The organism is Corallococcus caeni (genome assembly GCF_036245865.1).
Taxonomy (GTDB): domain Bacteria; phylum Myxococcota; class Myxococcia; order Myxococcales; family Myxococcaceae; genus Corallococcus; species Corallococcus caeni.
Map to the genome: position 1 here is coordinate 1 of NZ_BTTW01000012.1, position 15626 is coordinate 15626.

The window sequence follows — 15626 nt, forward strand, 5'->3', positions numbered from 1 at the left end:
ATGGAGCCGCGACACCCGCGACTGGACACCTGCGGGCCCCGTGCGCCTCAACCCCTCACCGCAAGTGCAGGAGCTGAAGCGCATCGGCTGAACCCTTTCACGCGACAACTACCTTGACGCTCACCGCCACTGCCCGAGGAAATGGAGCCCTGAACGTTTTGTAGGTGCCCAACGCGCACTGCGCACGCAACAGCAGGGGCTGGAATGCGTAGGGCGCTCCATGTCTCGCATCCTCCTAAAGACCCTACACGCTCTTACGCTGCGCCAGCTCCAGCAGTGTCTGCGCGTACTCGGCTGCGGCGCCATATGCCTTGCACCTGCGAAAGTGTGGTTGCAGCTAGGGGCTGTCCCTGATCTTCGGCCCCAAAATAAACTTGGCGGCTCAAACACCCGAACAGGACTCGGCCTCAGCAGGCCCCCGGAGGGCGCCTGCCAGCGTCGGACGTGTTCCATGCTGGCTGTGCGCGGATATGCGCTGACCGATGCCGCGTGGTGACCCAGCCACTCCGCAGCCGCAAAGGCTGCGGAGGTTCTGCCCTGCTCTGAATCCGTTGATCAGTTCACCGAGCTTCTACCGGAAGCAGCCAAAGTGCCCTACGGCAGGCTGCGTCAACGATCCCCCTGAACACCTACCGGTGACGTCCAACGTCCCTTGTCCTGTAGTCAAGCATGCGGGCCCGAACGCACTTGTTCCATTTCCAGGCGTAAAGCCCATGAGAACCATGAACCTTGCCCCGGAGCCCGGGAAGTCTTCTTTACAGCGGCATGGAAGGGTGCCGAGTGTTTGACAGATTCCAACAAAAGCTCCTGCAAAGCTTGAGACCTGTCCCTCTGGACCTGGCGCACCCTGAGGCCCCTGCGCCCCAGTCGCACCTGTGTCGCCCTTGGGCCCCTGCGGCCCCTGAGCACCAGCCACGCCCGTGTCGCCCTTGGGGCCCTGCGGCCCCTGAGCGCCCTGCACACCAGCCACGCCCGTGTCGCCCTTGGGGCCCTGCGGCCCCTGAGCGCCCTGAGCACCAGCCACGCCCGTGTCGCCCTTGGGGCCCTGCGGCCCCTGAGCGCCCTGAGCACCAGCCACGCCCGTGTCGCCCTTGGGGCCCTGCGGCCCCTGAGCGCCTTGCGCACCATCCACGCCCGTGTCGCCCTTGGGGCCCTGCGGCCCCTGAGCACCAGCCACGCCCGTGTCGCCCTTGGGGCCCTGCGGCCCCTGAGCGCCCTGAGCACCAGCCACGCCCGTGTCGCCCTTGGGGCCCTGCGGCCCCTGAGCGCCTTGCGCACCATCCACGCCCGCGTCGCCCTTGGGGCCCTGCGGCCCCTGAGCGCCCTGCGCACCAGCCACGCCCGTGTCGCCCTTGGGCCCCTGCGCACCAGCCACGCCCGTGTCGCCCTTGGGCCCCTGAGCACCAGCCACGCCCGTGTCGCCTTTGGGCCCCTGCGCACCAACTGCACCCGTGTCGCCCTTCGGGCCCTGCGGCCCCTCAGAACCAATCGCCACGTCAAAGGCGTCTTGATCCACTGCATCAGGGCCAAAGGAAACAGTGAGTAGATAGGAACCAGGCGCCTCCAAAAAAGCACGGGGGACTGTTGCGACAATAACCCCCTTGTGAACCCCCTGAACTACGAGGGATATCCCCGCCAGTTCGACGACAGGTATTCCGCGGCCGATGTTCCGCGCGTAAATGAACAACTTGCCTGGACCGTAATCGACCTCCGTATTCGTTACGACAAGCCTGTCCAAGGGGAGCGCAGCGAAACTTGGCGCAGCCGCCAGTGCCACGATCAGAGCCAGTGAAACTGCGAGAGTTCTGTTCCTGCTCACGATTCAACTACCTCTTCTCAGTGACTCCGCCAACGCGTGGGCCTTGAGGAGCCAGCTCTTCAGTGTCCTCTCCTCCAGCGACATCCGCGCCCACGCAGCCAGAAGCGCTACTCACCCAGAGAGAAGGGGGGGGAGACTCTTAGAGCAACTCCCACTGCCGCGCACCTGAGTCGGCGAGATGCCGGAGAAGTCCCGGAGGACTCGCCCTCTCCTCAGCTCGACAAGTCCACGCATGCGGGTTGAGATTTACTCCCCGGCCGTCGAGAAGATGCAATCGTCTGCGGCGCTGTAGCACCCGGTCTCCCAGCGTCCGCAGGCTGAACAGCGTCGTCTGCTGCTTGGGCCGTCCGCGCATCGCTTCCTCCGATGCTCGGAGGACACCTCACCACGGTGCGGGGGGTTGATCCCTCAAAGGGGTTTCCCAACAGCCTGCTAGAAAATGTGAATTAAGCCCGTCATTCATTCTTACCCCAGCCGCAATCAGACGACATCACAAAGTCGCCCTCTTTCAGCTTCGCTGCCGGGCGGATTGCTTCCTCTTTGAACTCAGGCGCTTTCAGTTTGTCATTGATGGTTAAGGCAAGTCGGCGGGAAAATGTCTCTGCTGTTCTGCGTGTCGCATTCGTGCTTTCTTGGCTGCGTGTGCTCGCGTATGTAAAATCACCGCTATTGAGTTTTGCCATACGGAGCGGCTACGCGTTCGTGCAGAAGCGCAAGCTCGACTTCAAGCGGTTCCCTTGGTCGTACTGGGCAGGCGTTAACCAGAGGCCATCAAGAGGCCTCGGATGAGTATGTTGAGAAGGGCGTCGCCAGTACTTCTGTCGTTGATGCTGGGCTTGGGATGTGCACACTCACCAAGCCCGCATTTGCTAGATGACGTGATTGCTGGTGTTTCGAGCTTGGCCCCCGCTCCGTAGGAAAAACCATGGCCACAAGCTCGGACTTCGACGTCGATGCCGTGATGGGCGTCCTTGGGACGATCGGTGAGCGGTTCCAGGATGGAACGCCCGAGGACGAAGCCTTGCGAATCGCCGCAGTGGCGCTGCTCTACGTTCGCGAGAACGGAAAGCTGGAGGATTACCGTGAGTACTTCCGGAGGTTCTTCATCCCTGCCTCGGAGTCCATAGTCGTAGCTCGGTCGTTCTCGACGACAGAGGAGGCTGACGCCTGGCTCGCTCAGGCGCAGGGGCGGGAGGGCGACTTGGTTCGTGTCGCGGGAAAGGGCTTCCGGGTCATCCCTCGCAGAAAGGGCGGAGGGCTGATGTTTCTCCGCACGCCACTGCCCGAGGAAATGGAGCCCTGAGCGGGTTCAGATGTTGATGCGGGAGCTGACCGTGCGCACGTCCAGGCCCAGGGCCGCGAACTCCGCGGCGTGGGCCCGGAGCAGCTCCAGCAGGCGGGGATGCACGTCTTCTTCTTCGTTGGACAGGATGAAGCCGTAGTTCGTCTTGGACAGCATCCAGGAGATCCACAGCATCTCCGTCGCCTCGTCCGGCGCGGGCGCGACGTCCAGGTCCTCCTCCGTGGACAGCGCGCCTCCCTTGCCCCAGCGCAATCCCAGACACGAGTACAGGACCTCGCCCGCGTCCTCCCACTGGAGGTTGTTCGCCCAGGCGTGCCGGAACGTCGCGAAGAAGATGACGTAGCGGCAGAGACTCTTCAGCGCCTCTATCTCGCCGGGCTGCGGCGCATCCGTCCGGGTCACCGCGCTCACGGCCTTGGCTGCCGGCTCCGCGACCTTCGCGCCCAGGTCCATGCGCTCCGAGCGCACGAACCACGGCGCATCCTTCCCCGGCACCCGCGCCCGCAGATAACGACAGACGAACGCTGGCGCTGAGTGCGCCACCAGGTCGTCCGAGAACCGGTGCACCTCCTTCCATTGCGCTTCGATCTCCGCGCCGTGCTCCGCGAAGAACGCGTCGATGTGCTCCCCGAGCAGTTTCCAGAACAGTTGCCCCGCCTGCGCGTAGCGGTGCCCCTCGCAGACCGGCGTCGCGGGCGCGAAGCCCTTCCAGTCGTAGCTGCCCAGCAGGTGCTCCAGCCGCTGGTTGATGCTCCTCTCCGTCAACGCACTGGCCCGCGAGATGTACCCCGTGGGCCCCACCAGGAACCCGTTGGCGGCGTGGTTGATCAACACCACCTCACGCAGGTGCGGCATCAGCAGCCAGCGCAAGGGATTGCGCCGCAGGTTCCGGTGCGCGGCGATGGCGTATTGCTCCACGTTGAAGTGGCACTGCCCCAGGTGGTTGCCCAGCTCCACGTCCAGCGTCGCGCTCACGCGCGCCATCCGCTTCGCTGCCTCCCAATCCGCGCCATCCGCGGGCGTGAACGTCCGGCGCGTCACCGGTGAGCCGGGCGCCGTCGCTCCGGGCTCCCGCATCCCCAGGATGATCCGCTGGGGCATCAGCTTGCCGTCCACCAAGCGCAGCCGGAGGTCCACGTCCGGCAGGCAGTGCACTCCGTCCTGCTCATACGCATTCCACGGCAGGTACAGCCGGAACGCCTGCGGATCCTCCGGGTCCCGGTCCAAGATGCTGGAGAACATCCCGTTGAGCAGCCGCTCCCCGAACCAGGCGTCGCTCCGCGAGGAGCCCGGCGACTCCCGCTCCATCCGGACCGTCGTCGTCTCCGGGTAGTCCGCCTAGATCTGCGCGAGGGTTGGCGCCTGTCCCATGCGGATCCGCAGCTGGTGCTGCCGCTTCACCAGCTCGATGGGCGCGACTGCCTTGAGCATGGCCAGCGCACGTCCCGGCGCGTACGCCGTCGGCGGCGTGCCTTCCTCCACCACGAGCAGCCGGGCCAGCGGCGTCGCCGGGTCGTATTCCCAGTAGGGCAGTCGGAGCGTCCCGAAGTCGTACTCCCGACCGCCGTGGTCGTCCGGTCCCCGCTCCGAGCCGATGCGCTTCCACGTCTCCACCACGCGGCCGTCCTGGCGGAACGTGTGCTGCGGTTCGAAGAAGCGCAGCTCCAGGTCCGGCAGGTCCCCTTCACCCGCGTCCGCCGGGTCGTAGCGGATCTCGAACGCGCCATCCGGGCCCGTGAAGGTCTCGCCCAGGAAGTCGTCCGGCGTGCCCAGGTCCCGGTCCCACAGCTCCACCTTGATGTGGTGCAAGGGGATGGGCCCCTGCGGTCCGTCCTGCTCGAACACGAGTCGGCCCCGGGCCCGCGCGGGCAGGGTGGAGGTGTCCCTCAGCGCTCGCGGCGCCCGCACCTGCTTGACCAGATTGCGGCTCACCGCCAGCCGCTCCTTCAATCCCAGCCCTTCGTACCACCGGGCCAGCTCCTCGGCCTCCAGGAGCGGCGGCTCCCCGGCCCTGGAGGAGAACCCCAGGGTGGTCAGCAGACGGCGCCACGCGGTAGGCATCAGCTCCGCGCCTCAACAGGGGAACGACAGGAAGCGGGCTTCATCGCGCCGGAAGGTAGCATGCCTGCGGTAATCCCATACTCGCGTCCTCACCCCCGAGGGCAGGCGGCTATCGGATCCACGGCAACCCGCTTTCGTCACCTGCTCCGCATGCGCCGTGGCGCCTCCGCACATCGCGCGCCTCGTGCTAGTGGGAGATTCCATGAGTACCGATTACACGCTGACGATTCGCACGAGCTCGAAGCTCGGCGCGGGAACCAACTCGGCCATCTCCGTGGTCCTGGTGGGCACGAAGGGTGAGAGCAAGCCGTACCTGCTGGACAAGCGCTTCCACAACGACTTCGAGGCCGGCGCGGTGGATGCCTACACCGTCAAGGCCGAGGACCTGGGCGACCTGCTCCTGCTCCGGTTCCTCAACGCTGGCGGGGGCGTCGGGGGGGACTGGCTCCTCGACTCGGTGACCGTCACCACGACGGGCAAGCACTGGTTCTTCCCGTACTACCGCTGGGTCCTGGGCAAGTCCTCCGCGGAGGTCCTCGAGGGCACCGCGCGGCTGCCCCAGCAGGTCCGGCACGAGCGGGAGCTGGTGGCCCGGAACGACCTGCTCCTGGCCCGCCAGCGCATGTATCCCTGGCGCCCCGCGGAGGCGACCGCCGGGCTGCCCGGGGCGCTCGACATCTCCGAGGCGCGGCCGCTGCCGAAGGACGAGCTCTACCGGGGGCTCGTGGACGGCAGCTACGAGGTCGTCATCGCGAAGACGCTCGCGGCCATCAAGCTGCACATGCCCGTGCTGAGCAAGGCGTGGAACGGCCTCGTGGACATCTTCGACTTCTTCAAGAGCCTGGAGCTGCCCACGCTCGCGAAGCGCTGGCAGGACGACGCGGAGTTCGCCCGGCAGGCCGTGCAGGGCATCAGCCCCGTCCACATCCAGTCCATCACCGCGCTGCCGGAGGGCATGCCGCTCCAGGACAGCGAGCTGCGCGGGCTGCTGTCTCCGGGCACGACGCTCGAGCAGGCGCTGACCGGCAAGCGCGTCTTCCTGCTCGACTTCGAGATCCTGGGCGACGTGCCCATGTTCAAGAAGACCGACAAGGCGGGCGTCGAGGAGCGCCGGTGGGCGCCCGCGTCCCGCTGCCTGCTGTACCTGGACGACAGCCAGCAGCTGCGGCCCATCGCCATCCAGCTCGGCCGCGACCCGGCGCTGGATCCAGTGTTCACGCCCAATGACAGTCCGCACGACTGGCTGGCCGCGAAGATCTACCTCCGGTGCAGCGAGGGCAACACGCACCAGATGGTGGGCCACGCGCTCAGGACCCACTTCATCGCCGAGCCGTTCGTCATGGCGACGATGCGCAACCTCCCGGACCCGCACCCCGTCTACAAGCTCTTGCGCCGCCACTTCCGCTACACGCTCGCCATCAACGACGGCGCCCGGAAGGGCCTGCTCGCCGAGGGCGGCGTGTTCGACGACCTCATCGCCACCGGCGGCCCCGACCAGGGCCACGTGTTCCTGGGCAGGAAGGGCTACAAGGCCTGGACGCTCGCGGACAACAAGCCGCGCCCGGACATCGAGCGCCGTGGCGTGCTCGACCCGGCGGTGCTCCCGCACTACCCGTACCGCGATGACTCGCTGCTGCTGTGGGACGCCATCGAGGAGTACGTCGGCGGGGTGCTGGGGCACTTCTACACGTCGGACGAGGACCTGGTGCGCGACACCGACATGCAGCGCTGGTGGAAGGACCTCACCGAGCACGGCATGTCCGTGGAGAAGCTGCCCTGCGCGGAGCTGAAGCGCGTCGCCGACCTCACCGACATCCTCACCACCGTGCTCTTCACGGTCAGCGTCCAGCACGCGGCGGTGAACTACCTCCAGTACGAGCACTACGCCTTCGTGCCCAACGCGCCCTTGTGCATGCGTCAGGCGCCGCCGCGCAAGAAGGGCGTCCTGGGGGAGAAGGACATCGACGCGATGATTCCCACCAAGACGCAGATGCTCTGGCAGGTGGCGGTGGGCCGCGCGCTGTCCAGCTTCGGGGACGACGAGGAGTACCTGCTCCACGAAGGCGGCTGGCGCGAGGACTACTTCCAGGAGCCGGAGTTGCTCGCCATCCGCGACCGCTTCTACTCGCGCCTGCGCGCGCAGAGTGAGGCCGTGAAGGCGCGCAACGCGAAGAGCGCGGTGCCCTACACCGTCCTGCAGGCCGACCGCATCCCCTGCGGCATCACCGTCTGACGCCGTCAGGAGACTCCGCCCGTGCCCAACGCTCTTTCTCGCGGCATCTTCAACCTGTTCTTCGGCGCGAAGCGCAAGCCGTTCGCGTCGCTGCCCGGCCCCCAACCGGGGATCCTCGGCACCGCCGGGGACTTCCTGGGGGCGTCTCCCTGGGACGTCTGCGCGCGCTACGGCCGCGAGTACGGCGGCGTCACCCTCATCTGGATGGGGCCCAACCCCGGGCTGGTGCTCAACGACCCGGCGCTCATCGCGGAGGTCTACGAGTCTCCCCGCCGGATGGAGTTCGAGAAGGGGAACATCAGCGAGCAGATCCGCCCCTCCACGACGGACGACACGGCCTTCACGGCGGAGCTGCGCGGAGACTGGGTGCAGAAGCGCGCGTTGGAGCCCAGCGCGCAGGCGTGGGCTCCGGAGGCGCTGGCGGACCTGGTGGGCCCCATGCAGGCAGCCGTCTCCGAGTCCGTGGATGCGCTGCTGAAGCAGGAGCGCATCGACGACCTCGCGTCCGTGCTGCGGCGGCTGACGTTCGACGCGTTCTCGGTGGCGCAGGTGGGGGAGAAGCTGCCGGATCAGGTGTTCGAGGACTTCATGCTGCTGGCGAAGGCGGCGGACGCGCGCATCCAGTCGAAGCTGCCGCTGAAGTTCGTGAAGCCGCCCAAGGACTTCGACGCGACGAAGGCGCGCTTCTACGGGCACTTCGTGGACCGCATCCGCGAGGCTCGCAAGCGGCAGGACCCGCGTGCCGTGGACCTCATGTCGCGCTACGTGCGGGAGACGCCGGGCATTGATGATCAGGTGCTGGCGCACATGCTCGGGGGCACCTACTTCGGCGGGGCGTTCTCCTCCAGCGTGACGCTGGTGGGCGCGTTCCATCAGCTCAACAAGTACCCCCAGGCCGAAGCGCGCCTCGCGGCCGAAGCGGCCTCGCTGGTGGCGGACGGCCCGCTGACCTCCGGGAAGCTGGCGGGCGCGAAGTGGGCGGAGGCGGTGGCCTACGAAGCGCTGCGCATCCTGCCGGCGGTCCGGGTGATGACGCGCACGCCGTCGAAGGACGCGCAGCTGGCCGGCGTCACGTTGCCGGCGGGGTCGATGATCATGATCTCGAACCAGCACCTGCACCGCGACCCGAAGCACTGGGAGGACCCGGACACGTTCAAGCCGGAGCGCTGGCTGGACGGGGGCGCGGCGAGGGATCCGCTGGGGAGCGGCTATTTCTTCCCATTCGGCCGGGGGCCGCGCGCGTGCGTGGGCGCGGACTTCGCGATGGTGTTCCTGAAGACGGCGCTGACGACGATGGCCTCGCGCGAGAAGGTCCAGCTCGATTCGACGGAGCCCTTCGAGGAGGGCTTCTTCTTCGGCGTGGTGCTGCCGAAGGGCGTCACCGGGAAGCTTGTCGCGCGGACAACCCAAGCGTCGCAGGACGTGCAAGCACGCAGCGCCTGAGGCTCCCAGTCATCCATGGTGTACGCGGCCAACCTGTCCGACTGTTGGACAGGTTTCGCGAACACCGGCCACTGGGGCCTCAATGCCTCCGAGTGAGCCCCAAAAGCCATCGATGTAGAATGAAACGATGCGCTACGGATTGCTCATCTTCGCTGCCACCCTGGCCAGTTCTTGTGAGCGACAGAAGACGTCATCCATGAGCACTTCCAAGTCTCCGGGCATCCAGGCCTCGCCGCTTGATTTGGAAAATGGGCCTTTTCAGCCGAGCCACGCTTTCGCTCATGCTGTTCACGAGTCTTTTCACAAGCATCTTCTGGCCATCAAGGCAGGAGAGATCCCGTCCTCCCTTCCGCGAGAAGACATTGAGGCGCTGCCCATTCCAGGTGAGCCTTTTCTGGACGCTACGGGGTACTGGAGGCTTGGGGACTGGCTCATGGAGGGCAGAAGCGGAAACCTGATGCTCACCCATCGCCCTTCGCAAGCCGAACCGCGTATGGAGTACGTCGCTACCCTCAAAGGTGATGTCGAAACATTGATCGTCACCTCGCTGTCAATCATTCGAATCCACCCTCGACGATAGCACTACTCGGTCAGATGAATCGGGCAAGGCAGCTCCGTGTTGATGGAGCATGACGCCCGCGCACCTGCACAAGCTCGACCGAGAGCTCTCCGAGTACCTGGACTCGATGATCGTAGGAATGGGGCGCACGGAGCGGCGTCGAGCCCTGGGCGGCTACGTTACGGGCCTCCTGCTGGACGGAGAGCGCAAGAGCATCGAGCCCATGGCGGCACGACTGGCCGAGGCACCAGACCAGACAGAAGCCCTTCGCAAACGCTTGCAGCAGTGCGTGTCCGGCGCAGCCTGGGATGACGCCCAGATGCGCTGCCGCCTCAGCCAGAAGTTGGAGCGGGAGCTACCGGGCCTGGAAGCCCTCCTCGTCGACGACACGGGCTTTTCCGAAGAAAGGCCTGCATTCGGTGGGTGTCGCACGCCAGTACTCGGGAACCTTGGGCCGTACGGACAACTGCCAGGTGGCGGTGAGTCTGCACGTGGCGGGCGAGAAGGGCAGCGGCTGCATTGGGATGCGCCTGTACCTCCCCGAGGACTGGACGGCGGACAGACGGCGCATGCGGGCAGCAGGCATCCCACGGGAGGTCCGCTTCGAGCGCAAATGGGAGTTGGCACTTGAGCTTCTTGATGAGGCCCGCCGCTGGGGCGTGCATGAAAAGCTCGTCCTGGCCGACTCGGGCTACGGCAGTTGCCGCGACTTCCTTGCCGAATGCCACATCAAATGGGCCGCCCTCGCACGCGTTATGCCGATGAGTCTGGCCACCAGCCTGTCCTCATTGAGCAGTTGGCGCGCCCCCCCCTCGGTCCGCCTTTCACGTCGTTCGTTGGAGACAGGGAAGCCGCGGCGTGCAGTCCTCGCGCTTTGCCGCCATGCGCGTACGCACGGCGGAGCACCACTTCTGGTGCGAGCCGCCAGGTGAAGAGGTGTGGCCGCTGATGGAATGGCCGCGCGGCGAGGCAGCCCCAACGAAGTATCACCTTTCGTCCCTGCCTCCAGACACAACGCTCAAGGAGTTGGTGCGTCTGTCCAAGCTACGCTGGAGAGTGGAGCGCGACTATCAAGAGTTGAAGGGAGAAGTCGGCCTGGACCACTTCGAGGGCCGCAGTTGGCGAGGATTCCACCACCACGCCACGCTCTGCATGGTGGCCCATGGTTTCCTCGCCCTCCACCGGGCGCTTTTCCCCCCGGAGCAGGACGCGCTGGACGCTGCCCCAAGTGCGGCGGCAACTCCAACTCCTGATCCTTTGCCGCATCGGGCACTGCCCCCTGTGCATGCGCCCGGTCAACGCTCGGGCGCCTCCCCTTGGGAGCTCACGCATGTGACCGAGTAGTACTGGTCCGATCCACGTACACACGCCCCAGGACTGGACCGCTGACGACACTGCGCCGAGCACCTGCCAGAGAGAGCGGCGAAGCGTTGCGTGAATCAGTCAGTCACCCACACCGGCATCATGATCGAGCCATGACCGCAATTACAGCGGTAGCCAATCTGGCCGCTGGGCATGACTTTACTCTCAAGAACACAACCACTATCCGTGCACTTCCAGTACTCTGCGGGATTTTTCATAACAACAAAACCTTCCAGCTTGAGATCCACTGGCATCACACAAATTGTCTTGTCGACACTGACGGGCTCAGATGGTGCGGCCGGCTGGGAGGCAAGAGCAGCGCGAACCTCGCCCGTCTCCTGGGCAACTGCAGGCGGACCCACTTCAGCCGTCTCCTCACTCTCGGCTTCACCGCAGCCCAGCAGCAGCTCCGTCAGCAGCACCGCTCCAATGAGTCCTCGCATGCATCCTCCAGGTTGTGAGGGTTGTCGAGAATAGCATGGACTGCGGAAATTCGGCATCAGTCCGCCAAGGTGACGCGACACGGGGGCGGCGGATAGTGCCCGCGAGGCTTGGGGGACTGTCCTTTCACGGGGCGTATTCTGCGGTCCGCAGAGAGACACCAAAGCTCGGTAGACGGCTGGCAGCTGCGGCGTCAATCCTCGGAGCCTCAAGAGCGTCCCTGCTACCAAAGGGGAGCGCCATCGCTTCCTGCGCCGGCAGAACCGCGAAGCGCACCCTCGGGCCACGATGTCCTGCGGAAAGAATCCTTCATCCAGTTGAGATCCATGTGGTGCGCCAGGTTCCGGACGGGCTGTCCAGGTGTCCGCCGCGCCAGTTCTGCTATCCGCTGGAGTTTCATTGAGAGCGTGATGGAGCTCTGTGTCCCCCCGGCATCTTTCCCTCCAGCAGTTCCGTGACCCAGCCTGCGGGCTGCCGCTTTGGCCGGGCAGGGCTTGCACCTGCTGGGCTCCAGCTTCGAGTTTCTCAAGACGACGGCATCTTGTTCCTCCCGAACCAGGCTTTTGCAGCTTCCTGGCGCACAGTTGACCGTTAACCGGCCAATCTACCCGCAGGCGTTTGCGAAGGGGCCCAGGGGGAGGGGCAGGGTGGCCTGGGCCGGCCCTGGGGCACTCACGGTGGGTTAGGGCAGTGCTTCCGGCAGTCGTGGGCCGGGCTCCCGGCCCACGAGGGGCTCATGCGTCCGGCACGTGCTCCCTCCTCTGTGGTTCAAATACGATCCACGCTCCGTTCCTGTGGAGCCTTCCATCAAGTGTATCATTCGGATTGCCACTCCTCGTTTGGCTCAGGCATTCGATTCAACGCGGGAGAACGGATAGGTGTTGGAATGGCGGCTGTATCCGCGCACGTAACCCTGACCGGCTACGAGTCTGATTTGCCGCTCTGATGAATCCGTCGTGGCTCGCGGATTGAATGTGCGTGATTCGGCCGGGACTGACAGCCCCTGACGAAGGTCGGGGTTGGGCTGGCCGTTGGCGAGGGCCGTCCTCCGCTTGAGGGACCTGGTCCGTGAACTCGTCCCCGACGCTTTCTGGGGGCACGTGGCGCCGCTGTAACACCCCGGCCCGTCTGGGCGAGGTGAAGACACCGCCCGCACGGGCCAGGCGTCGCGGGACGTGCGGGCACGGAGCGCCTGAGTTGGGTTCTGTGCGCCAATCGCGGATGGCGCTCAGCACAGCCTTGAGCGGCGCTTCCCGATGCGAGATCATTCCCGCTCTGGGAGGAGCCGCTTGAAGCCACTCCGCACTGCATTCGCCGCGTGTCTCGTCATCACCTGGCTGGGCGCCTGCTCCAGCGAGGACCCATCCACGCCAGACGCAGGGCAGGGTGGTCCCTATGACGGCTGTCGCCAGGAGGGCGAGGAGCTGAACGCCAAGGTGATAGGCGCCACCTGCTGCGAGGGATTGACCCGCATCGAGGACACCCAGTACCGGGATGGCGGCGTCTGCGAGCCGGTCCCTCCGGACCTCAAGGTCTGCACCCGCTGCGGCAATGGCCAGTGCGGACCTGGAGAGTCCCCCTGCAACTGCCCCCAGGACTGTCCCTGAAGCCTCGCCGTCGCGAGCGCCGCCCCCGGGTGGGGACGGCGCTCCAGCGACAGCGCTCCGTCTTGCTTCAGCAGCCCCAGCCGCCCGGGCCGCCGAAGAAGAAGTAGGTGCCCCAGTCCGTGCCCGTCGACGCGGGCGTGTACGTCAGCGAGTAGCACGACGGCGACGGCTGATAGGCGTTCAGGTTGGCCCACTGACCGGCGTTGGCCAGGTCCGTATAGAAGATGGCGCGCTGGTAGGCCGCCTGCGACCACCCCCAGCTGGACCATCCGCCGCTGCCCATGGGCGGAAAGTTGTCGGGGCCCACCGTCTCACCGCCGTAGTCGATGTAGGTCGAGAACTGCGACAGCTGGCCACCGCGGTAGAGCGAGCCGGGGTAGTAGCCCACCGCATCGAAGGTCCCATTGCCCTGGAGGAAGAGCCACCAGTTGCCCCCGGAGAACTTCCACTGCATGTGGAACTCATACTGGGGTCCGCCGAAGGTGCTGTAGACGCTCCAGCCGCCGCCCAGCGGCCAGTTGGAATTGACCTGGACGAAGCCCGGACAGGTCAGGTTGTAGCAACCGGTCGTGTAGTTATCGGGCGTGAAGTAGATGAAGGTGACGGCGTTGGTCGTGCCGTACAGGGCGGGGTACACCTGCCAGCCCCCCTCCACCGTCTGCATCGAGGCGCCGCTCCCACCCAGGTACCAGTGCTGTGACAGCGAGAAGATCTGCCCCGAGCCGGTGTTGATGGCAGGGCTCCAGAGATTCAGCCGCGAGTCGCCACCGTAGTTGTTCGCCCACTGGGAGGCGTGGGCGTACTTGTGGGTGACGGGCGCGAGCGGCGAGGTGCCGGTGAACGGCCGTCCCGCGCCGTTCGGGCCCTTGCTCAGGAAGTCACGCAGCGACTCGAAGCGGGACATCCTGTCGAGCGTGACGCGGTGCATGGGGATGGTGCCGTTCTCACAGCGCAGCTCGTTGCCGAACCGGTCCTGCTGGCCGCGCGCCAGCGGCGAGGGCGCAGCCCTGGGCTGGTCACCGGACTCCTTCACGAGCGGCGTCGACGGCGAGGAGGGCGCGGGGGGCGCCGCCACGCTCTTCAATCCCAGCAGTCGCACCGAGGGCTGCTGCGCGATGGGCACGCAGTCGAAGACCTGCGTGTCGAGCATGAAGCTGTGGTCGACCCGCACGCCCTCGTACAGCGAGAGGACATGCTGACGCATCTCGTTGAACGCGGCCTCGTTCTGGACCCGCGTCTCCGCCAGGCCCTGGAAGGTGCTCAGCCGCGCCGTGGACGTGTCCCGCACGAACTGCTCGAAGGGGACAAGCCTGTCCGTCTGCTCTTCAGCCTGGGCCGTGGACGCGCAAAGCGCGGTCAGCGCGAGCCCCATGGAGAGGGTCTTCATGGTGTCTCCGGGTAGGGGACGGCCAGGGTGGGGTGCAGTCTGAAAGGCCATCCGCCCAGATGCAGGCTATCGCTTTTTAAGCATGAATTACACGCTATGGGATTAATGCGGTTAGAGGGTTGTCCTAGGCAGCGTCGTGGAAAATGACGCCCGCCGTGTACCTTTGCCTGGAGCGCACGCGGCTGACGCCATGACGCAGGTTGACGCGATACGTCCCGCGCGTGACTGCATGCGAGGAAGCTGCTCCATCAGCACGAACTCGCTCGGGGGGACGTGCTGTCGAATGACGCGCAGCTGGCCGCGACGGAGCCCATCAACGCTCGAGCCGCCTGGGCTCGTGACAGGCCCCAGCAACCCTGACTACCGCCATGGCGGTATTGAAGGGCCGAGTCCTTTGTCACATCAGCGCAGCGCGAACCGCTTCCTGTAGGAACCTGGAGACAGTCCGGTGCGAGCCTTGAAGCGGCGGCGGAACGACGTGGTGTCGGCGTAGCCGACGGACTGGGAAATGTCCTCCACGGTTCGAGGCGTGGTCTCCAGGAGTCGCCGGGCGGCCTCGATGCGCAGGCGCTGGACGTAGTCCAGGGGCGTATCGCCAGTGGCCTTTCGGAACCGACGCAGCAGCGTGCGCTCGCCCAGGCTCGCGGCACCGGCCGCTCCCGCCAGGGTCACCGGCTCCGAGAGGTGCGCCTCCAGCCACTCCTGGGCGCGCAGCACGGCGGTGTCGCCGTGGTCGCGAGGCGTGGCGTGCACCCCGTCGGGGGCATGGAACCGACGGCCGGGTTCCACCAGGAGCATCCTGGCGCAAAGCGCGGCCAGCTCCGCGGAGACCTGCTTCGCGACCAGGTGCAGGCAGAGGTCCAGGCAGGCAGTGATGCCGCCCGTGGTGAGCACGTCGCCATGGTCCACCAGGAGCAATTCCGGCTTGAGCGCCACGCGCGGATAGCGGGTCGCGAAGTCTCGGGCCAACCCCCAGTGGGTGGTGGCCTCACGGCCCTCCAGGAGCCCTGCCTCGGCCAGCAGGAAGGCACCCGCGCACACCGCCGCCAGCTTCGCGCCCCGCGTGTGCTGTCCCGCCAGCCAGTCCCGGGTGGAGCGCTCCGCCACGCATTGTTCCAGGTCGCCCACGAGCGCGGGGATGATGACGACGTCGAAGCGTTCCGTCGGGGCCGGCACTCGCGCAGGGCCCAGCATCAGGCCATGGAAGCTGCGCACGGGGCCGGGGAGGGGCGCCACGAGCTCCGTCGTGAAGGGTTCTCCGCCTCCCTGGTCCCTGCTCAGGCGGTTGGCCATGGCGAATACGTCCAGCGGGCCCGCGACGCTGGAGGCCACGCAGCCCTCCAGGGCCAGCACCGCGACACGAATCGACGAGGACCCGGCAGGCATGTGCGTTTGTCGGTTTCCGCCCCGG

The 15626-nt window shown here is 66.4% G+C and carries 11 protein-coding genes and 2 pseudogenes; 6 read left to right on the forward strand and 7 right to left on the reverse strand.

The window, feature by feature from the left end:
• Nucleotides 1–2274 precede the first annotated feature (2274 nt).
• The gene (locus tag AABA78_RS35355; RefSeq protein WP_338269875.1) at nt 2275–2502 is read right to left on the reverse strand and encodes a hypothetical protein; all 228 of its coding nucleotides are present in this window, start codon (nt 2500–2502) and stop codon (nt 2275–2277) included.
• Between the two features lie 242 nt (nt 2503–2744).
• Here AABA78_RS35355 and AABA78_RS35360 point away from each other — a divergent pair, with 242 nt between their 5' ends.
• The gene (locus tag AABA78_RS35360; RefSeq protein WP_338269876.1) at nt 2745–3122 is read left to right on the forward strand and encodes a hypothetical protein; all 378 of its coding nucleotides are present in this window, start codon (nt 2745–2747) and stop codon (nt 3120–3122) included.
• 6 nt (nt 3123–3128) lie between these two features.
• Here the strand turns inward: AABA78_RS35360 and AABA78_RS35365 are convergent, their stop codons facing one another.
• Both AABA78_RS35365 and AABA78_RS35370 read right to left on the reverse strand, forming a co-directional pair.
• Complete coding sequence (locus tag AABA78_RS35365) at nt 3129–4430, reverse strand: lipoxygenase family protein (protein ID WP_338269877.1); 1302 nt, start codon at nt 4428–4430, stop codon at nt 3129–3131.
• Between the two features lie 30 nt (nt 4431–4460).
• The gene (locus AABA78_RS35370) at nt 4461–5183 is read right to left on the reverse strand and encodes a transthyretin-like family protein (protein WP_338269878.1); all 723 of its coding nucleotides are present in this window, start codon (nt 5181–5183) and stop codon (nt 4461–4463) included.
• 202 nt (nt 5184–5385) lie between these two features.
• Here AABA78_RS35370 and AABA78_RS35375 point away from each other — a divergent pair, with 202 nt between their 5' ends.
• The 4 genes and pseudogenes from AABA78_RS35375 (at nt 5386) to AABA78_RS39285 (ending at nt 10762) form a co-directional block, all read left to right on the forward strand.
• Entirely contained in the window at nt 5386–7416 is a 2031-nt protein-coding gene (locus AABA78_RS35375; RefSeq protein ID WP_338269879.1) for a lipoxygenase family protein, read from the forward strand.
• A 21-nt stretch (nt 7417–7437) separates the two neighbouring features.
• Nucleotides 7438–8859, forward strand: coding sequence for a cytochrome P450 (locus AABA78_RS35380; RefSeq protein ID WP_338269880.1), 1422 nt, complete (start codon nt 7438–7440; stop codon nt 8857–8859).
• A 196-nt stretch (nt 8860–9055) separates the two neighbouring features.
• A complete protein-coding gene (locus AABA78_RS35385) occupies nt 9056–9439 on the forward strand; it encodes a hypothetical protein (RefSeq protein ID WP_338269881.1) in 384 nt (127 codons plus the stop codon).
• Nucleotides 9440–9488: 49 nt separating this feature from the next.
• Nucleotides 9489–10762: pseudogene (locus tag AABA78_RS39285) on the forward strand (IS701 family transposase).
• A gap of 95 nt (nt 10763–10857) precedes the next feature.
• Here AABA78_RS39285 and AABA78_RS35405 read toward each other — a convergent pair.
• Complete coding sequence (locus AABA78_RS35405) at nt 10858–11223, reverse strand: hypothetical protein (protein ID WP_338269884.1); 366 nt, start codon at nt 11221–11223, stop codon at nt 10858–10860.
• Nucleotides 11224–12510: 1287 nt separating this feature from the next.
• Between AABA78_RS35405 and AABA78_RS35410 the strand changes: the two genes are divergently transcribed.
• The gene (locus AABA78_RS35410; protein WP_338269885.1) at nt 12511–12828 is read left to right on the forward strand and encodes a hypothetical protein; all 318 of its coding nucleotides are present in this window, start codon (nt 12511–12513) and stop codon (nt 12826–12828) included.
• A gap of 67 nt (nt 12829–12895) precedes the next feature.
• Here AABA78_RS35410 and AABA78_RS35415 read toward each other — a convergent pair whose 3' ends face one another.
• From AABA78_RS35415 to AABA78_RS35425, 3 genes and pseudogenes are all read right to left on the reverse strand, one after another.
• Nucleotides 12896–14215 carry a neprosin family prolyl endopeptidase gene (locus tag AABA78_RS35415; RefSeq protein WP_338269886.1) on the reverse strand — a complete coding sequence of 440 codons (1320 nt, stop codon included), beginning with the start codon at nt 14213–14215 and terminating at the stop codon, nt 12896–12898.
• Nucleotides 14216–14339: 124 nt separating this feature from the next.
• Nucleotides 14340–14429, reverse strand: a pseudogene (locus AABA78_RS35420) (2OG-Fe(II) oxygenase); the annotation flags it as partial.
• Nucleotides 14430–14617: 188 nt separating this feature from the next.
• Nucleotides 14618–15601, reverse strand: a complete 984-nt coding sequence (locus AABA78_RS35425; RefSeq protein WP_338269887.1) for a GlxA family transcriptional regulator — start codon at nt 15599–15601, stop codon at nt 14618–14620.
• Nucleotides 15602–15626: the final 25 nt, after the last annotated feature.

What these genes read in the sequence shown, in the direction of transcription:
- AABA78_RS35355 (WP_338269875.1), bottom strand. Translation starts at nt 2,502, where the DNA reads ATGGCAAAACTCAATAGCGGTGATTTTACATACGCGAGCACACGCAGC.
- AABA78_RS35360 (WP_338269876.1), top strand. Translation starts at nt 2,745, where the DNA reads ATGGCCACAAGCTCGGACTTCGACGTCGATGCCGTGATGGGCGTCCTT.
- AABA78_RS35365 (WP_338269877.1), bottom strand. Translation starts at nt 4,430, where the DNA reads ATGGAGCGGGAGTCGCCGGGCTCCTCGCGGAGCGACGCCTGGTTCGGG.
- AABA78_RS35370 (WP_338269878.1), bottom strand. Translation starts at nt 5,183, where the DNA reads ATGCCTACCGCGTGGCGCCGTCTGCTGACCACCCTGGGGTTCTCCTCC.
- AABA78_RS35375 (WP_338269879.1), top strand. Translation starts at nt 5,386, where the DNA reads ATGAGTACCGATTACACGCTGACGATTCGCACGAGCTCGAAGCTCGGC.
- AABA78_RS35385 (WP_338269881.1), top strand. Translation starts at nt 9,056, where the DNA reads ATGAGCACTTCCAAGTCTCCGGGCATCCAGGCCTCGCCGCTTGATTTG.
- AABA78_RS35405 (WP_338269884.1), bottom strand. Translation starts at nt 11,223, where the DNA reads ATGCGAGGACTCATTGGAGCGGTGCTGCTGACGGAGCTGCTGCTGGGC.
- AABA78_RS35415 (WP_338269886.1), bottom strand. Translation starts at nt 14,215, where the DNA reads ATGAAGACCCTCTCCATGGGGCTCGCGCTGACCGCGCTTTGCGCGTCC.
- AABA78_RS35425 (WP_338269887.1), bottom strand. Translation starts at nt 15,601, where the DNA reads ATGCCTGCCGGGTCCTCGTCGATTCGTGTCGCGGTGCTGGCCCTGGAG.